This window comes from Pseudomonas sp. NC02 (genome assembly GCF_002874965.1).
GTDB lineage: Bacteria > Pseudomonadota > Gammaproteobacteria > Pseudomonadales > Pseudomonadaceae > Aquipseudomonas.
Window position 1 is genome coordinate 4,420,448 of sequence record NZ_CP025624.1, and the last position, 25,373, is coordinate 4,445,820.

The window sequence follows — 25,373 nt, forward strand, 5'->3', positions numbered from 1 at the left end:
CGGAGTGCGGGCATGCCGAGCCTAGGCGAGGCACCGAGTGGTGGGGCAAAGACCTTTTGGTTACTTTTGGGGCGTTTGCCAAAAGTGACCCGCTGTAAGAGCGAAACCCTAAGTGGCCGTTACCGCAGCAACGGATATGTACACTCACGAAACCCGCTCCCCAACCACAACCCCATCCCGCCACCAAGCCGCCAAACTAAAGACGTTCGGCGCCTTGAGCAGCGAAAAATGATTCCCCGGCCCATGCCAAACCTCCAACACCCCCACGCACCCGCGCCACCCCTCAACCATCAACCCCTGCTCCCGCTGATTCCCCGCCGCATCCAGGGTCGGGTCCTCCGCCAACACCAACCGCACCACCCCCTCATACCGCCGGGCAGGCCGATAAACCGTACGCAACGCCGACGCATACGTGCGCGCCGGCCCATCCATCGCCTCCACCGAAGACCGCGCAGGCAACAACCCAACCCCCACCATCCCCCCATGCAACAACCGCCGCTGCTCCACTTCATCGCGCCCGGCAAAATCCACCGCATCAATCCCAAGCGACTTACCCGAAGCCACCTGCATCGACTCCACCAACCGCAACAACGCCGCCGTCGTGGTATAGGGCCGGCCCACCACCCCATTGCCCCCGGGCGCCTCGCTGTCGATCAATGTCAACGACGCCACCTCACGCCCCTGAGCCTGCAACCGCGTGGCCATCTCGAACACCACCCAACCGCCAAACGAATGCCCCACCAAATGCACCGGCCCCGAAGGACATTCCTGCTCCAGGGCCTGCAAATAACAGCGCGCCGCCGCCTCAACCTGGCTATGGGGCACCACCTCCCCATCCAGCCCACGGGGCTGCAAGCCAAAGATCGGCCAGTCCCGGCCCAACGCCTCGGTCAACCCCACAAACCCGGTCACGCTATCCCCCGCCCCCGGCACACAGAAGATCGGTGCCTGCCCGGCGCGACCACTCTGGATCCGCAACAACGGCTGATGCACCGCCACCGCCGGCGCCTCACTCAACGCCAGGGCCTCAACCATCGCCTGCCCCAGCGCCTGGATATGCGGTGCCTGCATCATGCTCTGGTGATCCCCCGGCACCTCAATGCGGCGCAATTGCCCCGCGGCCAGTGCCTCATCCCATCCCAAATCCAGGCTGCGCCGCGACAGCTCCGTCGGCCGCTCGGCGGCGCTGAACAAGTGCACCGCCAACGGCATCGGGAACAGGCTGTAATGCGCCAACGCATGCCCATGCCCGACTTCCCGCTGGATAAAACTCAACAGGTCCGCGTCCGAAGCCGCCGCCATCTGCGCGTACAACAAATGCCGATCGCGGCAGCGTTGCAGCAAACCCGCAAAGTCCAGCTGTCCAATGTCCGCTTCCAGTTGCTCAAGGCTCGCCAACTCATCCACACCTCCCTGTGCCTTCCAATACGCCGTGCACTGCAACAGCAAATGCCGCTTGAGGGCATCCGGCCCGCTCCAGCGCGCCTTGCCCTGGTCGGTCATGCGCGGCACGTAGCTGTCGATCAACCCGAGGAATGCCACCGGTTCGTCCAGCCCCTGCAGTTGCATCGCCACTTCATAGGCCAACACCCCGCCGAACGACCAACCCGCCAGCCGATACGGCCCATGGGGCTGCACCGAGCGGATAATCCCCACCAGCCGCGCCGCCAGGCCTTCCATGGTCTGCAACTGCACCTCGCCAAGGGGTGCACCGGGCAGGCCATAGATCGGGTAGTCCCCCGGCAGGTGCCGACCCAGCGCCGGGAAATACACGTCCATGCCGCTGAACTCATGCACCAGGAACAACGGCGGCTGGCTGCCGCTGGCGCGTACGGTGATCAGCGAGCTGTTGTCCTCCCGCGCCGTGCGCTGACCGAGCATCGAGGCAACCGAGGCCACGCTGGCGTGCTGGAACAGCTCGGCCAACGACACCTCAAGCCCCGCCTCTTCCATCAGGTTGACCAGCCGGATCGCCAGCAACGAATGGCCACCCAGTTCAAAGAAACTGTCATGCCGACCGACCTGCTCCAGCCGCAACACCTCGGCCCAGAGGCGTGCCAGGGTCTGTTCCAGCTCGTTCGCCGGCGCCTCGAACACGCGGCTCGCCGATGCCTCCAGCGCGGGCACCGGCAGGGCCTTGCGGTCGACCTTGCCGTTGGCTGTCAGGGGCATTTTTTCCAGCGGTACATAGGCCGATGGCACCATGTAGTCCGGCAGGTGCTGCAGCAGATGACTGCGCAACACTTCGATGGCCAGCGGCTCGCCGGTGTAGTACGCCACCAGGCGCTTGTCCCCCGGCGCATCTTCTCGTGCCAGCACCACCACATCCTTGATGCCGCTGCAGGTGGCCAGGCGTGCTTCGATCTCGCCCAACTCGATGCGGAAGCCGCGGATCTTCACCTGGTCGTCATTACGCCCGATGCACTCCAGCAGTCCGTCCGCCGACCAGCGCCCAAGGTCGCCGGTGCGGTACAACAAGCCATCGCCAAACGGATCATCGACAAACTTCTCGGCCGTCAGCTCCGGCCGGTTCAGGTACCCCTTGGCCACGCCATGCCCGCCAATGCAGATTTCCCCGACCACGCCCAGCGGCACCGGCTGCAAGTGCGCATCCAGCAGGTGGATTTGCGTGTTGGCAATCGGCCTGCCGATCGGCACGCTTTCAGCATCGGCGGCGATGGCCTGCACTTCATGCGTGGTGGCGTAAGTGGTGGTTTCCGTCGGGCCGTAGCAATGCACCAGCCGCAGTGCCGGCGCCTGGGCCAGCAGGCTGCGGAACGCCGCCGGATCGGCCCGTTCGCCGCCGCACAACAGGATGCGCAGCCCGGCCAACGCGTCGGGAATCAATTGCACGTACTGGTTGAACAGCGCAGTGGTGACGAACAGGATCGTCGCCCCGCCCGCCTTCAGTGCCCGGCCAAACGCGCCGGGGTCGAGCAAGGTCGCATGGTCGATCACCAGCACCTGGCCACCGTTGAGCAGGGGGCCCCACACGTCCATGGTGCTCGCGTCGAACGCCGGGTTGGAAGCGAACGCCACGCGGTCATGGGCGTTGAAATCGGCGTAGCCGTTATTGATCACCAGCCGCGTGACGCCCCGGTGCGGTACCAGCACACCCTTGGGGGTGCCGGTGGAACCGGAGGTGTACATGATGTACGCCACGCGCTCCGAGGACTGCGACAGGTCCGGGTTGTGGCTCGGTTGCGGGTCCAGCGCCAGGGTGTCGAGGTCGATACGTCGGGCCGGGTAAGCGACAGGCTCGCTGCTGTGGGTCAACAGCCACACTGCGCCACTGTCCTGCACCATAAAGGCCTGGCGCTCGGCCGGGGCGTTGATGTCCAGCGGCACGTAGGCCGCCGCGCATTTGAGGATTGCCAGTTGGCTGAGCAACAGGTCAATCGAGCGCGGCAACAGGATCGCCACATGGTCGCCGGGCTGCACGCCCAGGTTGCGCAGGTGGTGCGCCAACTGGTTGGCTCGGGTGTTCAGCGCGCCGTAACTCAGGGTGTGTTCACCATGCACCACTGCGATAGCACCCGGGCGTGCCTGGGCCTGGGCTTCGAACAAACGCTGCACCGTATGTTCGTGAGGGAATTCGCGCTGGGTGGCGTTGAATTCCATCCGCAGTTTTTCACGCTCCGCCGCCGGCAGAATCGACAGTTGGCTGATTGAGCCCCCTGCATTCTGTTCCAGGGCCTGCACCAGTTGCTCCAGGGCAACATGCAGGTACTCGCAGAGGCGTGGCGCGCCCTGCCCCATGGCGTCAAAGCCAAACCCGTCGCCCAGGTCATCGACACTCAGGGACAGCGCAAAGTTGGTACGTTCCTCGGCCTTGAGCACCTGCATGCCCTGCCACGCCTCGGCTACGCCGCCAGCGTGCGGGGCGCTGTGGCGATAGTTGAACAGCACGCTGAACAGCGGCGTATTGGCCGGCAGCCCGCTGCAACGCTGGGCCAGGGCCAGTGGCGCATGTTCGTGACTGAGCAACCGGGTCAGGCTTGCGTGGGTGGCCATCAGCGCTGCGTGCACCGTGCGTTCACCCAGGTCGACCCGCAGCGGCAAGGTGTTGATGAACACACCCAAGGCACGTTCGGCGCCTTCGCCGCCTTGCAGCCGGCCCAGCAATACGGTGCCGAACACCACCTGCTCGCGGCCGGAAACCTTGCCCAGCACTTGCGCCCAGGCCAGGTGCATCAGGCTCGCAGCACTCACCCCAAGCTGCCGTGCCAGGGTGCGCAGGCGCCCGTTCAACAGCGGGTCGACGCGCAAATGTGCCTGTTGCGCTTCACCCGGTGCACTCAATGCCAGCGTCGGCTCATCGACCTCCCCGAGCATCTCGCGGAAGAACGCTTCGTGCTCTTCCTCGCGCATGCCCAACCGCGTCTGCGCCACATAATTGCGATACGGCACCGCCACACCCAACTGCTCGCGCCGGCCGAGCAAGCACGCCTGCATCTCGTGCTGCAGCACCTCCAGCGCAACGTGGTCCATCACCAGATGATGGAACAGCAACAACGCAACCACCCGCTGGTTGGCCGGGTCCTCGGCGTACACCAGGCGCATCAGCGGTGCCTGAGCCAAGTTCAGCCGATGCTGTTCGAAGCGCACCTGCAATTGCTCCAGCACATTGCCCGTCGCCTGAATCGCCTCAACCCGCAGCGAGGCCTGGCGCCACACCACCTGCACCGGTTCTTCCAGCCCGTCCCAGTGCATCGACGAGCGCAGGATATCCTGCCGCTCGATCACCGCCTGCAACGCCTGGGCAAACGCTTCAAGGCGCTCGACGCTGGCGAAGGCAAACTGCGCCTGTAACAGGTACGCGTCACCCTGTTGCACTGCGCGGTGGTGATACAGGATCCCGGCCTGCAACGGCGCCAGCGGGTAAATGTCCTGAACGTTGGCTGCGCCGCCGGGAATGCTCGCGACAAGGCGGTCGATGGCGGGTTGCTTCAGGTTCACCAGCGGGAGCATGTCCGGGGTGATCCGCGTGCAATCCGCGGCGATCCCATTGGCTGGCACCACCACTTCGCGACCACCACCCACGGCACCCGCCAAGGCTGCAAGGGTGGGTTGACCAAACAGGACTTTCACATCCGCCGACAACCCGACCCGACGCATGCGGCCGATCAGGCTGGCGGCCAGCAGCGAATGGCCGCCCAGCTCGAAGAAATGGTCGTGCCGACCGACACGCTCCACCTTGAGCAAATCCGCCCAGAGGCCGGCCAGGGTGATTTCGGTTTCCCCCACAGGCGCGACGTACTCCCGGGCGCTCACCGATTCCAGGCCCGGCGCCGGCAGTGCCTTGCGGTCAAGCTTGCCATTGGGGCTCAGGGGCAAGGCCTCCAGGTGCATGAAGGTCGCCGGCACCATGTAGTCCGGCAACTGCTCCAGCAGATGGCTGCGCAGGGCGTCGATGTCGGCCTGCGTGCCGGTGTAGTAAGCCACCAGCCGTGAATCGCGGGCGACCACGGCGGCTTCGTTGATCTGCGGGAATTGCAGCAGTCGCGCCTGGATCTCCCCCAGTTCGATGCGCAAGCCACGGATTTTCACCTGGTCGTCATTGCGGCCCAGGTACTCGATGGTGCCGTCCGGCAGGTAGCGCCCGACGTCGCCAGCGCGATACATCCGGCCCGCGCTGAACGGGTCCTTGAGGAAGCGCTCGGCGGTCAGCTCAGGACGGTGCAGGTAACCCCGCGCCACTTGCACGCCACCGATGAACAGCTCGCCCACCACACCCAACGGAACAGGCTGCAACTGCCCGTCCAGCAGGTACATGCGGGTGTTGGCAATCGGCTTGCCGATGGGGGTGTTGTCCGGCGTGACGGGCCCGGCACAATCCCACGCCGTCACGTCCACCGCCGCCTCGGTCGGGCCATAAAGGTTGTACAAACCGATGCCCGGCAACTGCTGCTTGAAACGGCGCACCAGGTTGCCGGGGAGCGCTTCACCACTGCACATCACCCGCACCAGCCCGACGCCCTGGCTGACGTCGCCGTGGGCCAGGAACACATCGAGCATCGATGGCACAAAGTGCAGCGTGGTGATCTGCTCCGCCTCGATCACCTCACACAGGTAGGCCGGGTCTTTATGCCCGCCAGGACGCGCCATCACCAACCGCGCGCCGGTGAACAGCGGCCAGAAGAACTCCCACACCGAGACGTCGAAGCTGAATGGGGTTTTCTGCAACACCCTGTCCTGGGCAGTCAGTCCGTACTCGTCCTGCATCCACAGCAGGCGGTTGACCACGCCCGCGTGCTCGTTGATCACGCCTTTCGGTTGGCCGGTAGAACCCGAGGTGTAGATCACGTAGGCCTGATGCTGCGCGGTCAGCCCATCCACTCGTGGGTTGGACGTTGATTGGTGCTGCCAGGTGTTCCGGTCCAGGTCCACCAGCGGCACCGTGACGTCGCCCAGCAACGAACGGGTTTCGCCCTGCACCAGCACGGCGGCCGGGGCGCAGTCCTTGAGCATGTAGGCGATACGTTCCAGCGGATACGCCGGGTCCAGCGGCACATAACCGCCGCCCGCCTTGAGGATTGCGAACAGGCCGATGACCATCTCCAGGCCGCGCTCGACGCAAATCGCCACCCGCGAATCCGGCTGTACACCCAGCTCCCGCAGATGGTGCGCCAACTGATTGGCCCGTTCGTTCAGCTCGCGATAGCTCAGGCACTCCGAGCCCGTCTTCACCGCAAGCGCATCCGGCGTTCTCGCCACCTGGGCTTCGAACATACCGTGCAGCGTCTGGTCGAGGTTGTAATCCACTGTGGTGTTATTGAAGTCGAACAGCAGATGCTGGCGCTCCTGATCGTCCAGCAAGTCAGCCTGCTCCAGCACCGCCTGATCGTTATCCACCATGGCCTGCAGCACGCGGGTGAAATAGCCGACATAGCGTTGCATGGTCGACTCGTCGAACAACGCGATGGCGTATTCCAGGGTGCCGCGAATTTCGCCCCGGGTCTCGCCGAGGTTCAGGGACAGGTCGAACTTGGCAAAGTGACTGTCCTCCACGATTCCTTCAAGGCTCAGGTCGCCGAGGGCCAGCACCGGCGCGTCACTGTCCTGCCAGGTCAACATCGTCTGGAACAGCGGGCTATGGGCCAGGCTGCGCAATGGCCGGGTGATTTCCACCACCTGCTCAAACGGCAGATCCTGATGAGCCTGGGCGTCCAGCGCCAGCCCCTTGACCCGCGCCAGCAGCGCCTCGGCGCTCAGCTCGCCCGAGGTATCAATGCGCACTGCCAGGGTGTTGACGAACAACCCGATCAGGCCTTCCACCTCGGCCCGCTGGCGGTTGGCGACCGGCGAGCCGATCACCACTTCCTCCTGCCCGGCCAAACGCGCGAGCAACGAGGCCCACGCCGTCATCATCACCATGTACAGCGTGGTGCCGTGGCGCTGGCTGAGGGCCTTGAGCCCGGCGCTCAGGCGCTCATCCAGGTGCACCTCGACGCTGCTGCCGGCGTAGTCCTGCTGGGCCGGGCGTGGGCGGTCGGTCGGCAACATCAGCAACGCCGGCGCACCGGCCAGGGTGTGTTGCCAGTAGCTGCTCTGGCGATGCAGCACTTCGCCGCTCAGCCACAGGCGCTGCCATACGGCAAAGTCGCTGTACTGGATCGGCAACGGCGGCAGTGGGTCAGCCTCACCGTGGCTGAACGCCTGGTACAGCGCCATCAGTTCGCGGGTCAGCACGCCCATGGACCAGCCATCGGACACGATGTGGTGGATAGTCAGCAGCAACACGTGGTGATCGTCGGCCATGATCACCAGGCGCCCGCGCAACAGCGGGCCGCGCTGCAAATCAAAAGGCGCCGAGGCTTCGCCCTGGATCAACGCGTCGAGCACCTGCTGTGCTTCGGGGTGGCGGCGCAGGTCCTGGACTTGCAGGGGCATCACTTCTTCAGGCGGCACGATCAGCACCTGGGCGTCGTCATCCTGCTGGGCAAACCGGCTGCGCAAGGTCTCATGCCGCGCGACGATCCGTGCCAGGGCCCGTTGCAGCGCGTCGACGTGCAACTGCCCGCGCAGGCGCAGGCCGATGGGAATGTTGTAGGCGGTGTTGGCGCCCTCCATCAACGCCAGGAACCACAGGCGTTGCTGGGCAAACGACAACGGCAACTCCGTGTCCCGCGCCGCCGGCAGGATATCCGGCAAGGTGCTGCGCCCGGCCTGGGCCACGACCTGCGCCACCGCCGCCAGTTCGGCATTGGCGAACAGTTCGCCCAGTGCCAGGTCGACCCCCAGTTGCTGGCGAACCTGGGACACCATGCGCATGGCCAGCAACGAATGGCCGCCCAACTCAAAGAAATGATCCTGGCGCCCCACGCGCTGCACCTGCAGCACATCCGCCCAGATCTGCGCCAGCATGGTTTCGATGTCGCCGTGGGGCGCCTCGTATTCGCGGGTGAAGACGGCGGCCAGGTCCGGCTTTGGCAGGGCCTTGCGGTCCAGTTTGCCGTTGGCGGTCAGGGGCAACGCATCGAGTTTCACGTAGGCCACCGGGACCATGTAGTCCGGCAGGTGCGCCACCAGATGGGCGCGAATCGCGCCCACTTCAAGCGGTTCGAACTGCGGGTTTTCGGTGAAGTAAGCCACCAGCCGGGGCTGGCCCGGTTGGTCTTCACGGGCCAGCACCACGGCTTCCTGGAGACCGGGCAGCTGGTTGAGGCGGGTTTCGATTTCCCCCAGTTCGATGCGCACACCGCGGATTTTCACCTGGTCGTCGTTGCGGCCCAGGTACTCGATATTCCCGTCCGGCAACCAGCGCGCGAGGTCGCCGGTGCGGTACATGCGGCCCGAATTGAATGGGTCATCCAGGAAACGTTCGGCGGTCATTTCCGGGCGATTGAGGTAACCCCGCGCCACGCCCTTGCCGCCCACATACAGTTCACCGGCAACACCCAAGGGCACCGGGCGCTGCTGTTCGTCCAGCAGGTAAACCGTGGCATTGGAAATGGGCTTGCCGATGTGCAACGGCTGCCCGGGCTCGATCCGCCCGGAGGTCGCCACCACCGTGGCTTCGGTGGGGCCGTAGTTGTTGATCACCTCGAAACGCTGGGCCCGGGTGAACTGGCGCAGGCGGTCGCCGCCAATCAGCAAGGTGCGCAGGGTCGGGTGCTCGATGTTCTGGCTGAACGCATATTCGGCCACCGGCGTGGGCAGGAAACACACGTCCAGCGGTTGCGCGCGCCACCAGTCCAGCAGCGCGTCGATATCTTCAGCGCCGTCGTGGGCCGGCGGCAGGTGCAAGGTGGCCCCCACGCACAGTGCCGGCCAGACTTCCCAGGCCATCGCGTCAAAGCCAAACCCGGCAACGCTCGCGGTGTGGCGGCCTGCGCACAGGTCAAACGCCGTGCAATGCCAGTCCACCAGGTTGGCCACGGTGTGATGTTCCACCATCACGCCCTTGGGCAGGCCGGTGGAGCCGGAGGTGTAGATCACGTAGGCCAGGTTGGTGGGCGTGACGGCCACCTGCGGGTTGCTCGCCGAATGGTGGTGCCAGGTAAAACGGTCCAGGTTGATCACCGGCACATCGAGCGCGGGCAGGCGCTCCAGCAATGCATGTTGGGTCAGTACCGCGACCGGGGCGCTGTCGCCGAGCAGGTAGCTCAGGCGCTCGGCCGGGTGCGACGGGTCCACCGGCACATAGCAGGCACCGGCCTTGAGGATCGCCAGCAACCCGGCCAGGGTGTCCAGCCCGCGCCGGGCAACGATGGCCACGCGATCGTCGGGTTTTACCCCCAGCGCCAGCAGGTGATGGGCCAGCAGGTTGGCTTGTTGATTCAACTCGGCATAGGTCAGCTGGCGGCCTTGATACACCGCGGCCACCGCGTCCGGGGTCAGCAGGGTCTGGGCCTCGATACGCCCGTGCAGGGTGGTGCCTTGGGGGAAGTCGATGGCTGTCGCGTTGAACTGCTCCAGCAAGTGCCGCTGCTCCGCCTCGGGCAACACCGACAAGCGATTCAAGGGTGTTTCGGGTGCCTGTTCCAGCGCCTGTACCAAATTCTCCAGGGCAGTTTGCAGATAAGCGCACACCCGCTGAGAATCAACCTGGGCACTGGCCAACAGGCTCAGGCTGAAGTCTTCGCCCAGGTCGTCGACGCTCAGGGTCAACGGGTAGTTGGTGCGTTCCTCGGAGCGCAACGCTTGAATACCCTGCCAGGCCGAGACCGCTTCGGCGCTCGCGCCGCCTGCGCTATGGCGGTAGTTGAGCAACGCGCTGAACAGCGGCGTCGGCGCCACTACACCGCTGCAACGCTGGGCCAGGGCCAGCGCCGCGTGTTCGTGACGCAGCAAGGTGGTCAGCCGGGCATGGGTCGCCTTGACCCCGGTGCGCACGTCTTCGGCGCCTACATCCACCCGCAATGGCAAGGTGTTGATAAAGATCCCCAGGGCACGGTCGGTGTCGTGGCTGCCCTGCATGCGGCCCATCAGCACCGTGCCGAACACCACCTGTTCCTTGCCCGCCAGCACTCCCAGCACCTGGGCCCAGCCCATGTGGAACAGGCTCGCGGCGCTGACGCCCAACTGCCGGGCCTGGGCGCGCAAGCGCCGGCTCAACTGCGGGGCCAGCGGCAGGCTGATCTCCTGGATGTTATCGCCATCGCCCTGCACATCCTGCAGGCCGTAGGGCAAGGTCGGCTCGCTGATGTCGCCGAGCATCTGCCGGAAGAACCCTTCGTGCTCCTGCTCGCTGATGCCCAGGCGCGCCTGGGCGACATAGTTGCGAAACGGCACCGCCTGGCCCAGTTCAGCCGCCCTGCCCAGCAGGCAGGCTTGCATCTCGTGGCAGACCACTTCCAGCGCGCTGTGGTCCAGGGCCATGTGGTGGAACAACAGCATCGCCACCACCCGTTGGCCGGCTTCATCCCAGGCCCGCACCAGGCGCAGCAGCGGCGCGCGGGTCACGTCCATGCGGTAGTGGCGGCCATCGAACAGGCGATGCAACTGGGCGGCGATATCGCCGTCTGCCGGGTCCAGTTCAATCGCCTGCACCGGCAGGCGCGCCGTGCGCCAGACCACTTGCGACGGCTCTTCCAGGCCTTCCCACACCACGCCGGTCCGCAGGATGTCGTGACGGTCGATCACCTGTTGCAAGGCCAGGGCGAAGCCCTCGAAACGCTCAAGGCTGTCGAAGGCAAACAGCGACTGCATGATGTACGGGTCGCCGTGTTCGGCACTCACATGATGGTAGAGGATGCCCTCCTGCAACGGTGCCAGCGGGTAGATGTCCTGCACATTGGCGACGCCACCCTCGACGGTCTCGAGGATACGGTCGATGGACGCCTGGCTGAGGGTCGACAGGCTCAGCATCTGCGGGGTAATCGAGGTAGCGCCCGGTGGAATGCCATTGGCCGGCACCTGCACGTCACCGGCCTTGGTGGCCGAGTACTCCCCGGCCTTGATCAGCTCGATCAGCGCCGGCTTGTGTTCGCGCAGCGAGGCCACCAGTGCCGCGTCGCTCAGGACCTGCTTGTTGCCTTGCACCGACAACTGATCGCCCTTGAGCGCCAGTTGCACATCCTTGGCCTTGAGTGTCGCCAACAGTTCGATGATGCTCACAGGACGATCTCCATTCGTTCGGTAATTGCGGCGTAGCCGGCCAGGGTCGGCTGTTCGAACAGGCCCCGCACATCGGCTTCCATGCCTTCCTGACGCAAGCGTCCGATCAGACTGACGGCCAGCAACGAGTGCCCGCCCAGCTCGAAAAAGTTGTCGTGTCGCCCGACCCGCTCCACCTTCAGCAGCTCGGTCCACAGCCGCGCCAGGGTGATTTCGGTAGCGCCCACCGGGGCCTCGTACTCGCGCACGATCAGTGATTCCACACCCGGCGTCGGCAAGGCCTTGCGGTCGAGCTTGCCGTTGGGGCTCAGGGGCAGAGCGTCGAGATGGACGAATACCGCGGGCACCATGAAGTCCGGCAAGCGCGCCAGCAGGTGCGCCCGCAACTGTTCGATATCGGCTGGCACGCCGGTGTAGTACGCCACCAGGCGTTCGTCGCGGGCCAACACGGCCGCTTCCTTCACCTGTGGGTACTCGGTCAGCCGCGCCTGGATTTCTCCGAGTTCAATACGCAGGCCACGGATTTTTACCTGGTCGTCATTACGGCCCAGGTACTCGATATTGCCATCCGGCAGGTAGCGCCCGACGTCACCGGTGCGGTACATCCGGCCTGGGTTGAACGGGTCCTTGAGGAAGCGCTCGGCCGTCAGTTCGGGACGGTGCAGGTAACCGCGAGCCACTTGCACACCGGCGATAAACAGCTCGCCCACCACGCCCAGCGGCACCGGTTGCAACCGGGCATCCAGCAGGTACGTGCGGGTGTTGGCAATCGGCTTGCCGATAGGCGTGTTGTCCGGCACCACGGGTCTGGCGCAGTTCCAGGCGGTCACGTCCACCGCGGCTTCCGTCGGGCCATAGAGGTTGTACAAACCGATGCCGGGCAATTGCTGCTTGAAGCGCCGCACCAGGCTGCCGGGCAAGGCTTCGCCGCTGCACATCACCCGCAGCAGTCCGGCGCCCTGGCTGACATCACCGTGGGCCAGGAACACATCGAGCATCGACGGCACGAAGTGCAAGGTGGTGATCTGTTCTGCCGCGATCACCTCGCACAGGTAAGCCGGCTCCTTGTGCCCGCCGGGGCGTGCCATGACCAGCCGCGCACCGGTGAACAGGGGCCAGAAGAACTCCCACACCGACACATCGAAGCTGAACGGGGTTTTCTGCAGTACCGCATCAGTGGCGTTCAGGCCGTAGGCGTCCTGCATCCACAACAAGCGGTTGACCACACCCGCGTGCTCGTTGATCACGCCCTTGGGTTGGCCGGTGGAGCCGGAGGTGTAGATCACGTAGGCCTGGTGCTGCGCGGTCAACCCGGGAACCTGTGGGTTGGACACCGGCTGGTGCGCCCAGGTGTTCTGGTCAAGATCCACCACCGGCACCGTCACGTCGCCCAGCAACGAACGGGTAGCGCCCTGCACCAGCAGCGCCGCGGGCTGGCTGTCTTGCAGCATGTAGGCGAGGCGATCCAGCGGGTACGCCGGGTCCAGCGGCACATAACCACCACCGGCCTTGAGGATCGCAAACAGACCGATGACCATCTCCAGACCACGCTCGACGCAAATCACCACCCGCGAATCCGGCTGCACGCCCAGTTCCCGCAGGTGGTGCGCCAGTTGGTTGGCGCGCTGGTTCAGCTCGGCATAGGTCAGGCATTGCTCACCCGCCTTCACCGCCAATGCATCCGGCGTACGCTCGACCTGGGCCTCGAACAGGCCGTGCAGGGTCTGCGCCAGGTCGTAGTCAACCTCGGTGGCATTGAAATCAAACAGCAGTTGCTGACGCTCTGCATCCCCCAGGATCGGCAGGCGGTCAAGGGCCTGGTGCGGCGCGTGCTCCAGGGCCTCCACCAACTGGGTCAACGCCATCTGCATATAACCGCAGACCCGTTGTGCGCCTACCTGGGCCGGGGTCAACGCGGTGAAGTCATAACCATCACCCAGGTCATCGACGTTCAGGGTCAACGGATAGTTGGTGCGCCCGTCATTGGTCAGGGTCTGCATGCCTTCCCAGGCGTGCTGCGCGTCCTGTGAACGGGTGGCGCCGCCCCGGTGGCGATAATTGAGCATCGAGCTGAACAGCGGCAGCGGCGCCGCCACCCCGCTGCAACGCTGGGCCAGGGCCAGGGAAGCATGTTCATGGCCCAGCAGCGCGGTGAGCCGGGCATGGGTGCTGCGCACGCTGTCGCGCACGCCTTGCCCGTCGATATCCAGGCGCAATGGCAGGGTGTTGATGAACACGCCAAGGGCCCGGTCCGCGCCCTCGCCGCCCTGCATCCGGCCGACCAGCACCGTGCCAAACACCACATTCGGCTTGCCCGACGTCACCGCCAACACCTGCGCCCATGCCAGGTGGAACAGGCTCGCGGCGCTCACGCCCAGCAGGCGTGCCTGGGCCCTGAGGCGCCGGCTGACGGCAGCGTCCAGGTGATGCGTGAATTCTTCGATATCCCGACCATCGCCCTGCACATCCTGCAAGCCAAACGGCAGCGTTGGCTCATGGATATCGCCAAGCATCTCGCGGAAGAACCCTTCATGTTCCTGCTCGCTGACACCCAGTCGCGCCTGCGCCACGTAGTTGCGATAAGGCATCGGCGCGGACTGCGGTGCGGGGTGCCCCAGCAGGTAGCCCTGCATTTCCCGCAGCACCACGTCGAACGCGGTGTGGTCCAGCACGATGTGGTGATACAGCAGCACCGCCACCACCCGCTGATTGGCCGGGTCGTTGGCGTACATCAGGCGGATCAGCGGCGCCTGGGCGATGTCCAGCCGGTAGCGCCGGGCGTCGAAACGCTGATGCAGGCCGGCCAGCACATCACCGTCCAGATGCAGCGCTTCGACCGTCAATCGAGCCTTGCGCCACACCACTTGCACCGGCTGCGCCAAGCCCTCCCAGACCACACCGGTACGCAGGATGTCGTGGCGGTCGATCACCTGCTGCAAGGCCTGGGCGAAGCTGTCCAGGCGCGCCTGGGTATCGAATGCCAGGTGCGATTGCAGCAGGTACGGATCGCCCTGCTCCGCCGTGATGTAGTGGTAAAGAATGCCTTCCTGTAACGGTGCCAGCGGGTAAATATCCTGCACATTGGCGGCGCCACCCGGCACGCTGGCTACGATCTGGTCGATCATCGGCTGATCCAGCTCCACCAATGGCAGCATCGAGGGCGTGATGCGCGGGCAATCGGCGGCGATGGCATTCACCGGCACCACCACTTCCCGGCCACTGCCCACTGCCGCTGCCAATGCCGCCAGCGTCGGCTGGCTGAACAGCACCCGCACATCGGCGCTGAGGCCGGCCTGGCGCATGCGCTCGATCAGGCTTACCGCCAGCAAGGAATGGCCGCCCAGCTCGAAGAAGTGGTCATGGCGACCCACTTGCTCCACCTGCAACACCTCGGCCCAGATCCGCGCCAGGGTGGTCTCGACTTCGCCGCGTGGGGCTTCATATTCCCGGCTGAGTACGGCGGCCTGATCCGGTGCCGGCAGCGCCTTGCGGTCAAGCTTGCCGTTGGCGGTCAACGGCCAGCTGTCGAGTTTGACGTAGGCCACCGGCACCATGGCCTCGGGCAGTTGGCTGTGCAACTCGGCGCGCAGGGTTTCGATAACCAGCGGTTTTTGTTCGGTGAACCAGGCCACCAGGCGGCCGTCGCGCACCAGCACCACGGCTTCCTTGACGCCGTCGACGGCGGCCAGGCGGGTTTCGATTTCTCCCAGCTCGACGCGCACGCCCCGGACTTTTACCTGGTCGTCGTTGCGGCCCAGATATTCAATGTTGCCATCCGGCAGCCAGCGCGCCAGGTCGCCGGTGCGGTACATGCGGCCCGGGTTGAACGGGTCATCGAGGAATCGCTCGGCGGTCAGGTCCGGGCGATTCAGGTAGCCGCGGGCCACGCCGCGGCCGCCTACATACAGCTCACCCGCCACACCCACCGGCACCGGCCGTTGTTGTGCATCCAGCAGGTACACCGTGGCATTGGCCATCGGCTTGCCGATATGCAGCGGCTGGCCGGCGCGCACCCGGCCAGAGGTGGCGACCACCGTGGCTTCGGTGGGGCCGTAGTTGTTGATCACCGCGAAACGTCGCTCATGGCTGAACTGGCGCAGGCGATCACCGCCGATCAACAGGGTGCGCAGGCTTGGGTGCTCAAGGTCCTGGCTGAACGCGTACTCGGCCACCGGGGTGGGCAGGAAGCTCACGTCCAGCGGCTGGGCCAGCCACCAGGCCAGCAGTTCGTCGATGTTTTCATTGCCGACATGGGCCGGTGGCAGGTGCAAGGTCGCCCCCACGCACAATGCCGGCCAGACTTCCCAGGCCATGGCATCGAAACCGAAGCCGGCCACGCTGCTGGTGTGGCTGCCGGCCTGCAGGTCGAAGGCTTCACAGTGCCAATGCACCAGGTTTTCCACGGTGCGGTGTTCCACCATCACGCCTTTGGGCTGGCCGGTGGAGCCGGAGGTGTAGATCACATAGGCGAGGTTCGCCGGGGTCAGGCTGGCGACGTGGGGATTGGTGCCGTCGGGATAGGCGCCATGCAGATCGACGATGGCGATATCACCGAGCACGCCACGGGTGCTCTCTTCGGCCAGGACCGCGACCGGTGCGCTGTCTTGCAGCAGGTAAGCGATGCGCTCGGCCGGATAGGCCGGGTCTACCGGGACGTAGGCCGCGCCCGCCTTGAGAATCGCCAGCAGGCCCGCCAGCATCTGCGGGCCGCGTCGGCAGCAGATCGCCACACGGTCGTCGGGCTGTACGCTCAGCGCCAGCAAGTGATGGGCCAATTGGTTGGCGCGTTGGTTGAGCTGTTGGTACGTCAGGTGCTGGCCGTCCTGGCTCACGGCAATCGCCTGCGGCAGACGCAGGGCCTGGGCTTCGAAAGCGCCGTGCAGGGTCTGCCCTTGCGGGTAGTCGCGGGCGGTGGCGTTGAAGCTGCGCAGCAGGTGTTCGCGTTCGCGGGCAGGCAGTACCGGCAACTGATGCAACGGCGTTTGCGGCGCGTGCTCAAGGGCCTCCACCAGTTGCTCCAGCGCACTGTGCATAGAGTCGCACAGGCGCTGCGCGCCGATGGATTCCAGCGCCAGTACCGTCAGGCCGAAGCCCGTACCGAGGTCGTCCACACTCAAGGTCAGCGGGTAGTTGCTGCGTTCTTCGCCGCCGAGCAACTGCACGCCTTCCCAGATACCGTGGCCGTCGCGGGCCATTTCGCCCGGGGTGCTGTGGCGGTAGTTGAGCAAGGCACTGAACAACGGCATCGAGGTCGGCACGCCGCTGCACCGCTGGGCCAGCGCCAGGGACGCATGTTCATGGCCCAGCAAGGCACTGAGCCGGGCGTGGGTCGCCTTGACGCCGGCACGTACCGCGTCGGCACCCACCTCCACCCGCAGCGGCAAGGTGTTGATGAACATGCCCAATGCCCGGTCGGCACCTTCGCCGGCTTGCATGCGGCCCATCAATACGGTGCCGAATACCACGTCCTGACGGCACGACACCAGCCCGAGGACCTGGGCCCACGCGAGGTGCATCAGGCTCGCAGCGCTGACCCCCAGTTGCCGCGCCTGTTCACGAACCCGCAGCGCCAGCCCTGCATCGACGGGCAATTCGGCCTCTTCGATATCCCGGCCATCGCCCTGCACATCCTGCACGCCGAAGGGCAGCGTGGGCTCGTCGACATCGGCGAGCATTTCGCGGAAGAACTGCTCGTGTTCCTGGGCGCTGACACCCAGGCGAGCCTGGGCCACGTAGTGACGGAACGGTGCCGCGGCCGGCAAGTCATCGGCCTGGTTGAACAGGAACGCCCGCATTTCCTGGCCGACCACTTCCATGGCGGTGTGGTCCAGTGCCAGGTGATGGAACAGCAGGATCGCCGCGACCCGCTGGTTGGCCGGGTCCTGCGCATACACCATGCGCAGCAGCGGCGCCTGGGTGATATCCAGGCGATAGTGGCGGGCATCAAAACGCGCGTGCAGTTGTTCGATCACATCACCATCGGCCGGGTCCAGCGGGATGTTCTGCACCACCAGTTCGGCCTGGCGCCACACCACTTGCACCGGGCTGTCCAAGCCTTCCCACACCACGCCGGTGCGCAGGATATCGTGGCGCGCCACGACCTTTTGCAGCGCGCCCATGAAGGCCTGCAAACGCTCGACGCTGTCAAACGCCATGCGCGATTGCAGCAGGTAGGGGTCGCCCTGTTCGGCGCTGATGTGGTGGTAGAGGATGCCTTCCTGCAACGGCGCCAGCGGGTAGATATCCTGCACGTTGGCCGCACCGCCGGGCACCGTCGCCACGATGCGGTCGATGGCCGGCTGGTCCAGCTTGACCAGGGTCAGCATCGACGGCGCGATGTGCTCGCAGCCCGGCGCAATGCCGTTGGCCGGCACCACGATTTCCCGGCCACTGCCCACCGCCGCCGCCAGCGCCGCCAGGCTTGGCTGGTTGAACAGTACCCGCACATCGGCGCTCAGGCCCGCCTGGCGCATGCGCTCGATCAGGCTCACCGCCAGCAACGAATGGCCACCGAGTTCAAAGAAGTGGTCAAAGCGCCCTACCCGCTCGACCTTCAGCACGTCCTGCCAGATTTGCGCCAGCAGGGTTTCCACCTCGCCCTCCGGGGCTTCGAAACCACGGCTGAGCAGGCAGTCCTGATCGGGCGCAGGCAGGCCCTTGCGGTCCAGCTTGCCGTTCGCGGTCAGCGGTAACAGTTCCAGCCAGACATAGGCCGACGGCACCATGTAGTCCGGCAGCCGGCTTTGCAGGTGCGCACGCAACGCTTCAATGCCCAGCGGCGCCTGGGCGGTGTAGTAAGCCACCAGGCGCTTGTCGCCTGGCTCATCTTCACGGGCCAGCACCACCGTGTCTTTGACGCCGGAAACGCTGGCGAGGCAGCTTTCGATTTCACCCGGCTCGATACGGAAACCCCGGATTTTCAGCTGATGGTCGTTGCGGCCCTGGTACAGCAAGGTGCCGTCCGCCTGCCAGCTCGCCAGGTCGCCGGTGCGGTACAGCAGCCCATCGCCGAACGGGTCGACGATAAATTTCTCTGCGGTCAATTGCGGCTGGTTCAGGTACCCCTTGGCCACACCCGCGCCACCGATGTACAGCTCGCCAACCACGCCCAACGCCACCGGCTGCTGCCGCGCATCCAGCACGTAGGCACGGCTGTTGCCAATCGGTCGACCAATCGGAATACCGCCCTCACCCACCGACTTGATCTCGAAGGTGGTGGAAAACGTCGTGGCTTCGGTGGGGCCATAGCCATTCAGCAGGTGCTGCGGCGCGCCGTGCTCAAGCACCCGGGCGATCACCTGCGGGTCGAGCACATCGCCGCCGACGATCAGGTAGCGCAGTTGCCGGAACATCGGCATCAACCCGTCGGCGTACTGATGGAACAGCCCGGCGGTCATCCACAACACGCTGACGGATTGCTCCTGCAACAGGGCGCCAAACGCGGCCTGGGACAGCAACGTGGCATGCTCGACCACCACCACGCAGCCGCCGTTGAGCAACGGCGCCCACACATCGAGGGTGCTGGCGTCGAACGCCGGGTTCGAGGCGAAGGCCACCCGGTCGCGGTGATTGAAGTCGGCATAACCGTTGTTGATCACCAATCGAGAGACGGCGCGATGGGGCACCTGCACGCCCTTGGGCGCACCGGTTGAGCCGGAGGTGTACATGATGTACGCCACGCTTTCGGCAGACTGGGACAGGTTCGGATTATGGGCCGGCTGATTGTCGAGGTTCAGCCCGTCGAGATCACGCAGCACCTGCCCGGCATGACTGTCCTGCACCATGAACGCCTGGCGTTCGTCCGGCGCATTGATATCCAGCGGCACATACACCGCCGCGCACTTGAGGATGGCCAGTTGGCTGACCAGCAGGTCGATGGAACGTGGCATCGCGATAGCCACGCTGTCGCCCGGTTTTACACCCTGGTCGATCAAATAGTGGGCCAGGCGATTGGCCCGCAGGTTGAGTTCGCGGTAAGTAAGCGACACGTCGCCGTGCACCACCGCCAGCGCGTCGGGGCTGGTCAGGACGCTGGCTTCGAAGATCCCGTGCACGGTGTGCGCAGCCGGGTAGGCGCGGGCAGTGGCGTTGAAGTCCACCAGCACTTGATGCCGCTCGGCGGGTGGCAGGATCGACACTTGATGCAGCGGTGTGGTCGGCGCCTGTTGCAGTGCCGTGGCCAGGTTGCGCAAGGCGCTGAGCATGTAGTCGCCGACGCGCCGCACATCCACCTCCGCCACGCCTTGCACGGTCAGGGCAAAACCTGCGCCGAGGTCGTCGACGTTCAGCACCAGCGGGTAGTTGCTGCGCTCCTCGGAACTGAGGATTTCGATCCCGGCGTCGGCGAACGGGCTGGCGCCCGGCGCTTCACCCGGCGCGCTGTGGCGGTAGTTGAGCAAGGTGCTGAACAACGGCAGCGCACCGGACACGCCACTGCATCGCTGGGCCAGGGACAAGGAGGCATGTTCATGCCCCAGCAACTGTGCCAGCCGCGCATGGGTGGCGCGCACGCCAGCCTGCACGCCCACCGCGCCGACACTGACCCGCAACGGCAAGGTATTGATGAACATTCCCAGCGCCCGGTCGGCGCCCTCGCCGCCGTGCAGCCGGCCCAGCAGCACGGTGCCGAAGACCACGTCGTCCTGGCCCGAGACCTGGCCGAGGACCTGGGCCCATGCCAGATGCACCAGGCTTGCGGCACTCACCCCCAGTTGCCGGGCCTGCTCGCGAAGGCCCAGGCTGAGGGCCGGTTCCAATGCCACGTGCGCTTCGCGCACACCGCTGCCGTCGCGGTTCACGTCCTGCAAGCCGAAGGCCAGGGTCGGCTCGTCGATGTCGCCGAGCATTTCGCTGAAGAACGCCTCATGCTGCGCAGCGCTCACACCGAGGCGCGCCTGGGCCACGTAGTTGCGGTACTGCACGGCGTCGGGCAGCAAGCCGGTTTCGCCTGCAAGGCTCGCGCTCATTTCCTCCACCAGCACCTGCAACGCGGTGTGGTCCAGCAGGATGTGGTGCAGCAGCAGGATGCCGACGTAACGGCCCTGATCCTCGGCGTAGGCAAACCGCATCAACGAGGCGCGGGACAGGTCGAGGCGGTAGTGGCGTGGGTCGAAGCGTTCCTGCAGTTGCGCCAATACGGCACTGAAAGGATCGGCTTCAACCTGCTCAACCACCAGCAGCGCCTGGCGCAAGACCACCTGCACCGGCTCGTCCAGGCCTTCCCAGACAATCCCGGTACGCAGGATATCGTTGCGCTCGATCACACTTTGCAGCGCACGGATAAACGCCTCAACCGGCTCATGGCCGCTGAAGCTGAACTGCACCTGCAACACGTAGGGATCGCCTTCGGTGGTTGCCAGGTGGTGGTAGAGGATGCCGGCCTGCAACGGGGCCAGGCCGTAGATGTCCTGCACGTTGGCGATGCCGCCGGGGACACTGGCGATGATATGGTCGATGGCCTGCTGGTCGAGATTCACCAGCGGCAGCATGTCCGGGGTGATGTGCCGCGTCGCTTCGCCGATCAGGTTGGCCGGGACCTGCACTTCATGTTGCCCGCCCACCGCAGCGGCCAGCGCAGCCAGAGTCGGCTGGCCGAACAGCACCCGCACATCGGCGCTCAGCTCGAGCTGGCGCATGCGCTCGATCAGCTTGACCGCCAGCAACGAATGGCCGCCCAGCTCGAAAAAGTTGTCCTGGCGCCCGACCCGGTCGACCTTGAGCAGGTCTTGCCAGAGATTCGCGATCGCGGTTTCCACCGCGCCTTGTGGCGCTTCATAACCACGACGGGCCAGGGCATCGGCGTCCGGTGCCGGCAAGGCCTTGCGGTCGAGCTTGCCGTTGGTGGTAAGCGGGAACGCGTCGAGCAGCACAAAGGCGCTGGGCACCATGTACTCGGCGAGGGACAGCAGCAGGTGGTCACGCAGCTCAGCGGCAGTGGGCGTGTGTTCAGGCTGGGCAATCACGTAGGCCACCAGCCGCTTGTCGCCCGGTTCGTCTTCGCGGGCAATCACCACGGCTTCGCGCACACCTTCGCAGGTGGCCAGGCGTGCTTCGATTTCCCCCAGTTCGATACGGAAACCGCGAATCTTCACCTGGTCGTCGTTGCGCCCCAGGTACTCGACACTGCCGTCGGCCAGCATCCGGCCGAGGTCACCGGTCTTGTACAGGCGCAGGCCGGTTGCGGGATCCGTCAGAAAACGTTCGGCCGTCAGTTCATCGCGGTTGAGATAACCCCGCGCCACGCCGGCACCGCCGACGTACAACTCCCCGACTACGCCGCTCGGCACCGGTTCGCGGCGGGCGTCCAGCACATACAGTTGCAAGTCGGGAATGCGCACGCCAATCGGGCTCACGCCCACCCGCTGCGCATCCGCCGCCTCCAGGGCACGGTAGGTCACATGCACGGTGGTTTCGGTGATGCCATACATGTTGACCAACCGCGTACCGGCGTTGGTCACCCGGGCGTACCACGGCTTGAGAATCCCCGGTTCCAGGGCTTCACCGCCGAAGATCACCTGGCGCAGCGAGTGCAGTTGCTGGCTGCGGCCCTGCGCCGCGATCAACTGGCGGAACGCGCTCGGCGTCTGGTTGAGAATACTGACGCCGGCTTCGCACAGCAGTGCGTAACACTCGTCCGGCGAGCGGCTGACCAGCTGCGGCACCACCAGCAACTGCCCGCCATGCATCAGCGCGCCCCAGATCTCCCACACCGAGAAGTCGAAGGCAAACGAGTGGAACAGCGCCCAGGTGTCATTGGCGTTGAACTTGAACCAGTGCTCGGTGGCGCTGAACAGTCGCGCGACGTTGCGGTGTTCGATCATCACGCCCTTGGGCAGGCCGGTGGAGCCGGAGGTGTAGATCACATAGGCCAGGCTGGACGCGCTGATTGCAACGTTGGGGTTGACGATGGGCTCGTGCTGCAGGCTGTTGAGGTCGATCGACGTGACGTCGCCCACCAAGTGGCGGGTGTCGTCCTGCACCAGCACCGCCAGCGGCGCGCTGTCTTTCAGGGTGTAGGCGATACGGTCCAGCGGGTAGGCCGGATCGATCGGCACATAACCCGCCCCAGCCTTGAGAATCCCCAGCAGGCCAATGATCATTTCCAGCCCGCGTTCGACACAGATCGCCACCCGGTCGTCGGGGCGGATGCCATGCTTGAGCAGGCAATGCGCAACCTGGTTGGCGCGCTCGTTCAGCTCGCGGTAGCTCAGGTGTTCGTGTTCAAAGCGCAGCGCGATGGCTTCGGGATGGCTGGCGGCATGAGCTTCGACTTGCTGGTGGATCAGGGCTGAATCGGCGTAGTGCTGGGTGCTGGCGTTAAGGCCATGCAGCAGATGCTGGCGTTCGGCGGCAGGCAGGATGCCCAGGTTGTGCAACGGTGCATCTGGCGTTTGTTCCAGGGCCAGCACCAGGTTTTCCAGGGCGGTGTGCAGGTAACCGGCAATGCGCGTCGCGCCGATGGAGGCGTCCACCATCACGGTAAAGGCAAAGCCTTCGCCCAGGTCATCGACGTTGACCGTCAGCGGGTAGTTGGTGCGTTCTTCGGCGCCCAGCACCTGGATGCCTTCGGCGATGTCGATCACCGCCTGGGTGTCCGAGGCATCGCTGTGACGGTAATTGAGGATGGCACTGAACAACGGCGTGGGTGCGGCCACACCGCTGCAACGCTGGGCCAGGGCCAGGGAGGCGTGTTCGTGATCGAGCAATTCGGTCAGGCGTTTATGGGTGGTTTGTACGCCCTCGCGCACGCTTTGTTCGCCTACATCTACCCGTAGCGGCAGGGTGTTGATGAACATGCCCAGGGCCTGGTCGGAGCCCTCGCCTGCGCCCATGCGGCCGAGCATCACGCTGCCAAATACCACGGCTTCGCGAGCCGAGACCTTGCCCAGCACCTGGGCCAGCGCCAGGTGCATCACACTGGCGGGACTGACACCCAACGGTCTCGCCTGGGCCCTTAGACGGCGACTTAGATCGCCGTCGACGGCAATGCGGGTTTCGTCGATGCCATGCCCGTCACCCTGCACATCCTGCAGGCCGAACGGCAGGGTTGGCTCGTCGATATCGGCGAGCATCTCGCGGAAGAACGCTTCGTGAGCCTGTTCGCTGACGCCATGGCGGACCTGGGCGATGTAGTTGCGAAACGGCACCGGTGCACTGGCGTGTTCGGTCTGGCCGGCGAGGTGCAGCTGGATCTCCCGGCGCACTACGTCGAGGGCGGTGTGGTCGAGGATGGTGTGGTGGAACAGCAGCATGGCGACCACACGCTGGTTGCGCGGGTCTTCGGCGAACACCAGGCGCAGCAGTGGGGCCTGGCCGAGGTCCATGCGGTAGTTGCGGGCGTCGTAGAGGGCTTGCAGTTGGGTCAGTACATCGCCGTCGAGGCGGGCTTCTTCGCAGGCCAGCGAGGCCTTGCGCCAGACGACTTGCAGGGGTTCGTCGAGGCGATCCCAGGCCATCGAGGTGCGCAGGATATCGTGGCGGTCGATGACCCATTGCAAGGCCTGGGCGAAGGTTTCAAGACGGGCGCGGCTGTCGAACACGAACTGCGCGTGCAGCACGTAGGGGTCGCCCTGGTGCGCTGACAGATGGTGGTAGAGCATGCCTTCCTGGAGCGGCGCCAAGGGGTAGATATCTTGCACATTCGCCGCCCCGCCGGGGATCGCGGCGACGATGCGGTCGATGGCGGGTTGGTCGAGGTTGACCAGGGGCAGCATGTCCGGGGTGATGCGATAGGCCGGGCTGAGCCAGTCGCCGCCGTGTTGGGCGACGAGGTCGAGCAGTTGGGGTTTGTGGGCGATCAGTTGGTCCCATAGGGCGTCATCCAGCGCGTCGTCGTCACCCAGGATGATCAGGTCGCCTTCGTCCATTTGCAGGCGGATCGGGTGGGTGGAAAGAGCTGCCAGTAATTTGCTGAACTGCATGGGGTAACCTGCTTTTTTGAGTCGGATACGGTTGAGGAGAAAGTCCGTTTTCAGCTGTCGCGTAAGTGCCTGGGAGGCCCGGTTTAAAGCGCGGGCGCAGTCGTGGGCCGGGAGGCTTCCCGCAGGGTTGGGAAATTAGAGGATTCGGGGGGTGGGGGGTGACATGGGAAGCGGGGACAAAGCGGCTGGCGTGGGGGAACTTTCGTATTTGTTGGATGGGGGGCATATCCGTTATTTGGGTGATGGCTTCGATTGGTTCCGCTCTTACAGCGGCTCACTTTTGAAGAGCGCAAAAGTAAGCAAAACGCTCTTGCCCCACCACTCGGCACCTCGCCTGGGCTCGGTGTGCCCTCACTCCGGCTTTGGACCGTGGGCCGCCGTCATGGGCCATCCTTGGCCCAGGACGGCTAACCTGGCGTCCTGCCAGGTTACCCACGCTCCAAAGCCTGCGTTCGGCCAGCGTGGTTTAACGGGGCGCCTAAGATCAAAATCAAGATCAAAAGCAAGAGCACAGCGGCCTACCGGCCGGCTTGAGTGTTGAAGAGCAAAATCAAAATCTAAAGCGGGCACGGTCCAAAAAATGTGGGAGCGGGCTTGCTCGCGAAGGTCGTTAACGATGACGCGGGCATCCTGAATGAACGCGGCGGTCTCAGGTTTTTCGCGAGCAAGCCCGCTCCCACAGAAAAGCAGATCTGTTTTCGCTCTGGCTTTTGATCTGGCTTTTAACACTCAAGCCGGCCGGGAGGCCGCTGTGCTTTTGCTTTTGCTTTTGCTTTTGATCTGACTGCCCCAATAAGCCCGAGGCCGAACGCAGGTATTGCGGAGCGGGTAAACCGGCAGGACGCCGGTTTAGCCGCGCCGGGCCATGGATGGCCCGTCGCGGCGGCCCGC

At 65.2% G+C, this 25,373-nt stretch carries 2 protein-coding genes; both read right to left on the minus strand.

The window, feature by feature from the left end; genetic code table 11:
• Nucleotides 1–144 precede the first annotated feature (144 nt).
• A complete protein-coding gene (locus C0058_RS20845; protein ID WP_102369468.1) occupies nt 145–11,562 on the minus strand; it encodes a non-ribosomal peptide synthetase in 11,418 nt (3,805 codons plus the stop codon).
• Nucleotides 11,559–24,482, minus strand: a complete 12,924-nt coding sequence (locus C0058_RS20850) for a non-ribosomal peptide synthetase (protein ID WP_102369469.1) — start codon at nt 24,480–24,482, stop codon at nt 11,559–11,561. Before C0058_RS20850 ends, C0058_RS20845 begins: the two co-directional genes overlap by 4 nt.
• Between the last annotated feature and the right edge of the window lie 891 nt (nt 24,483–25,373).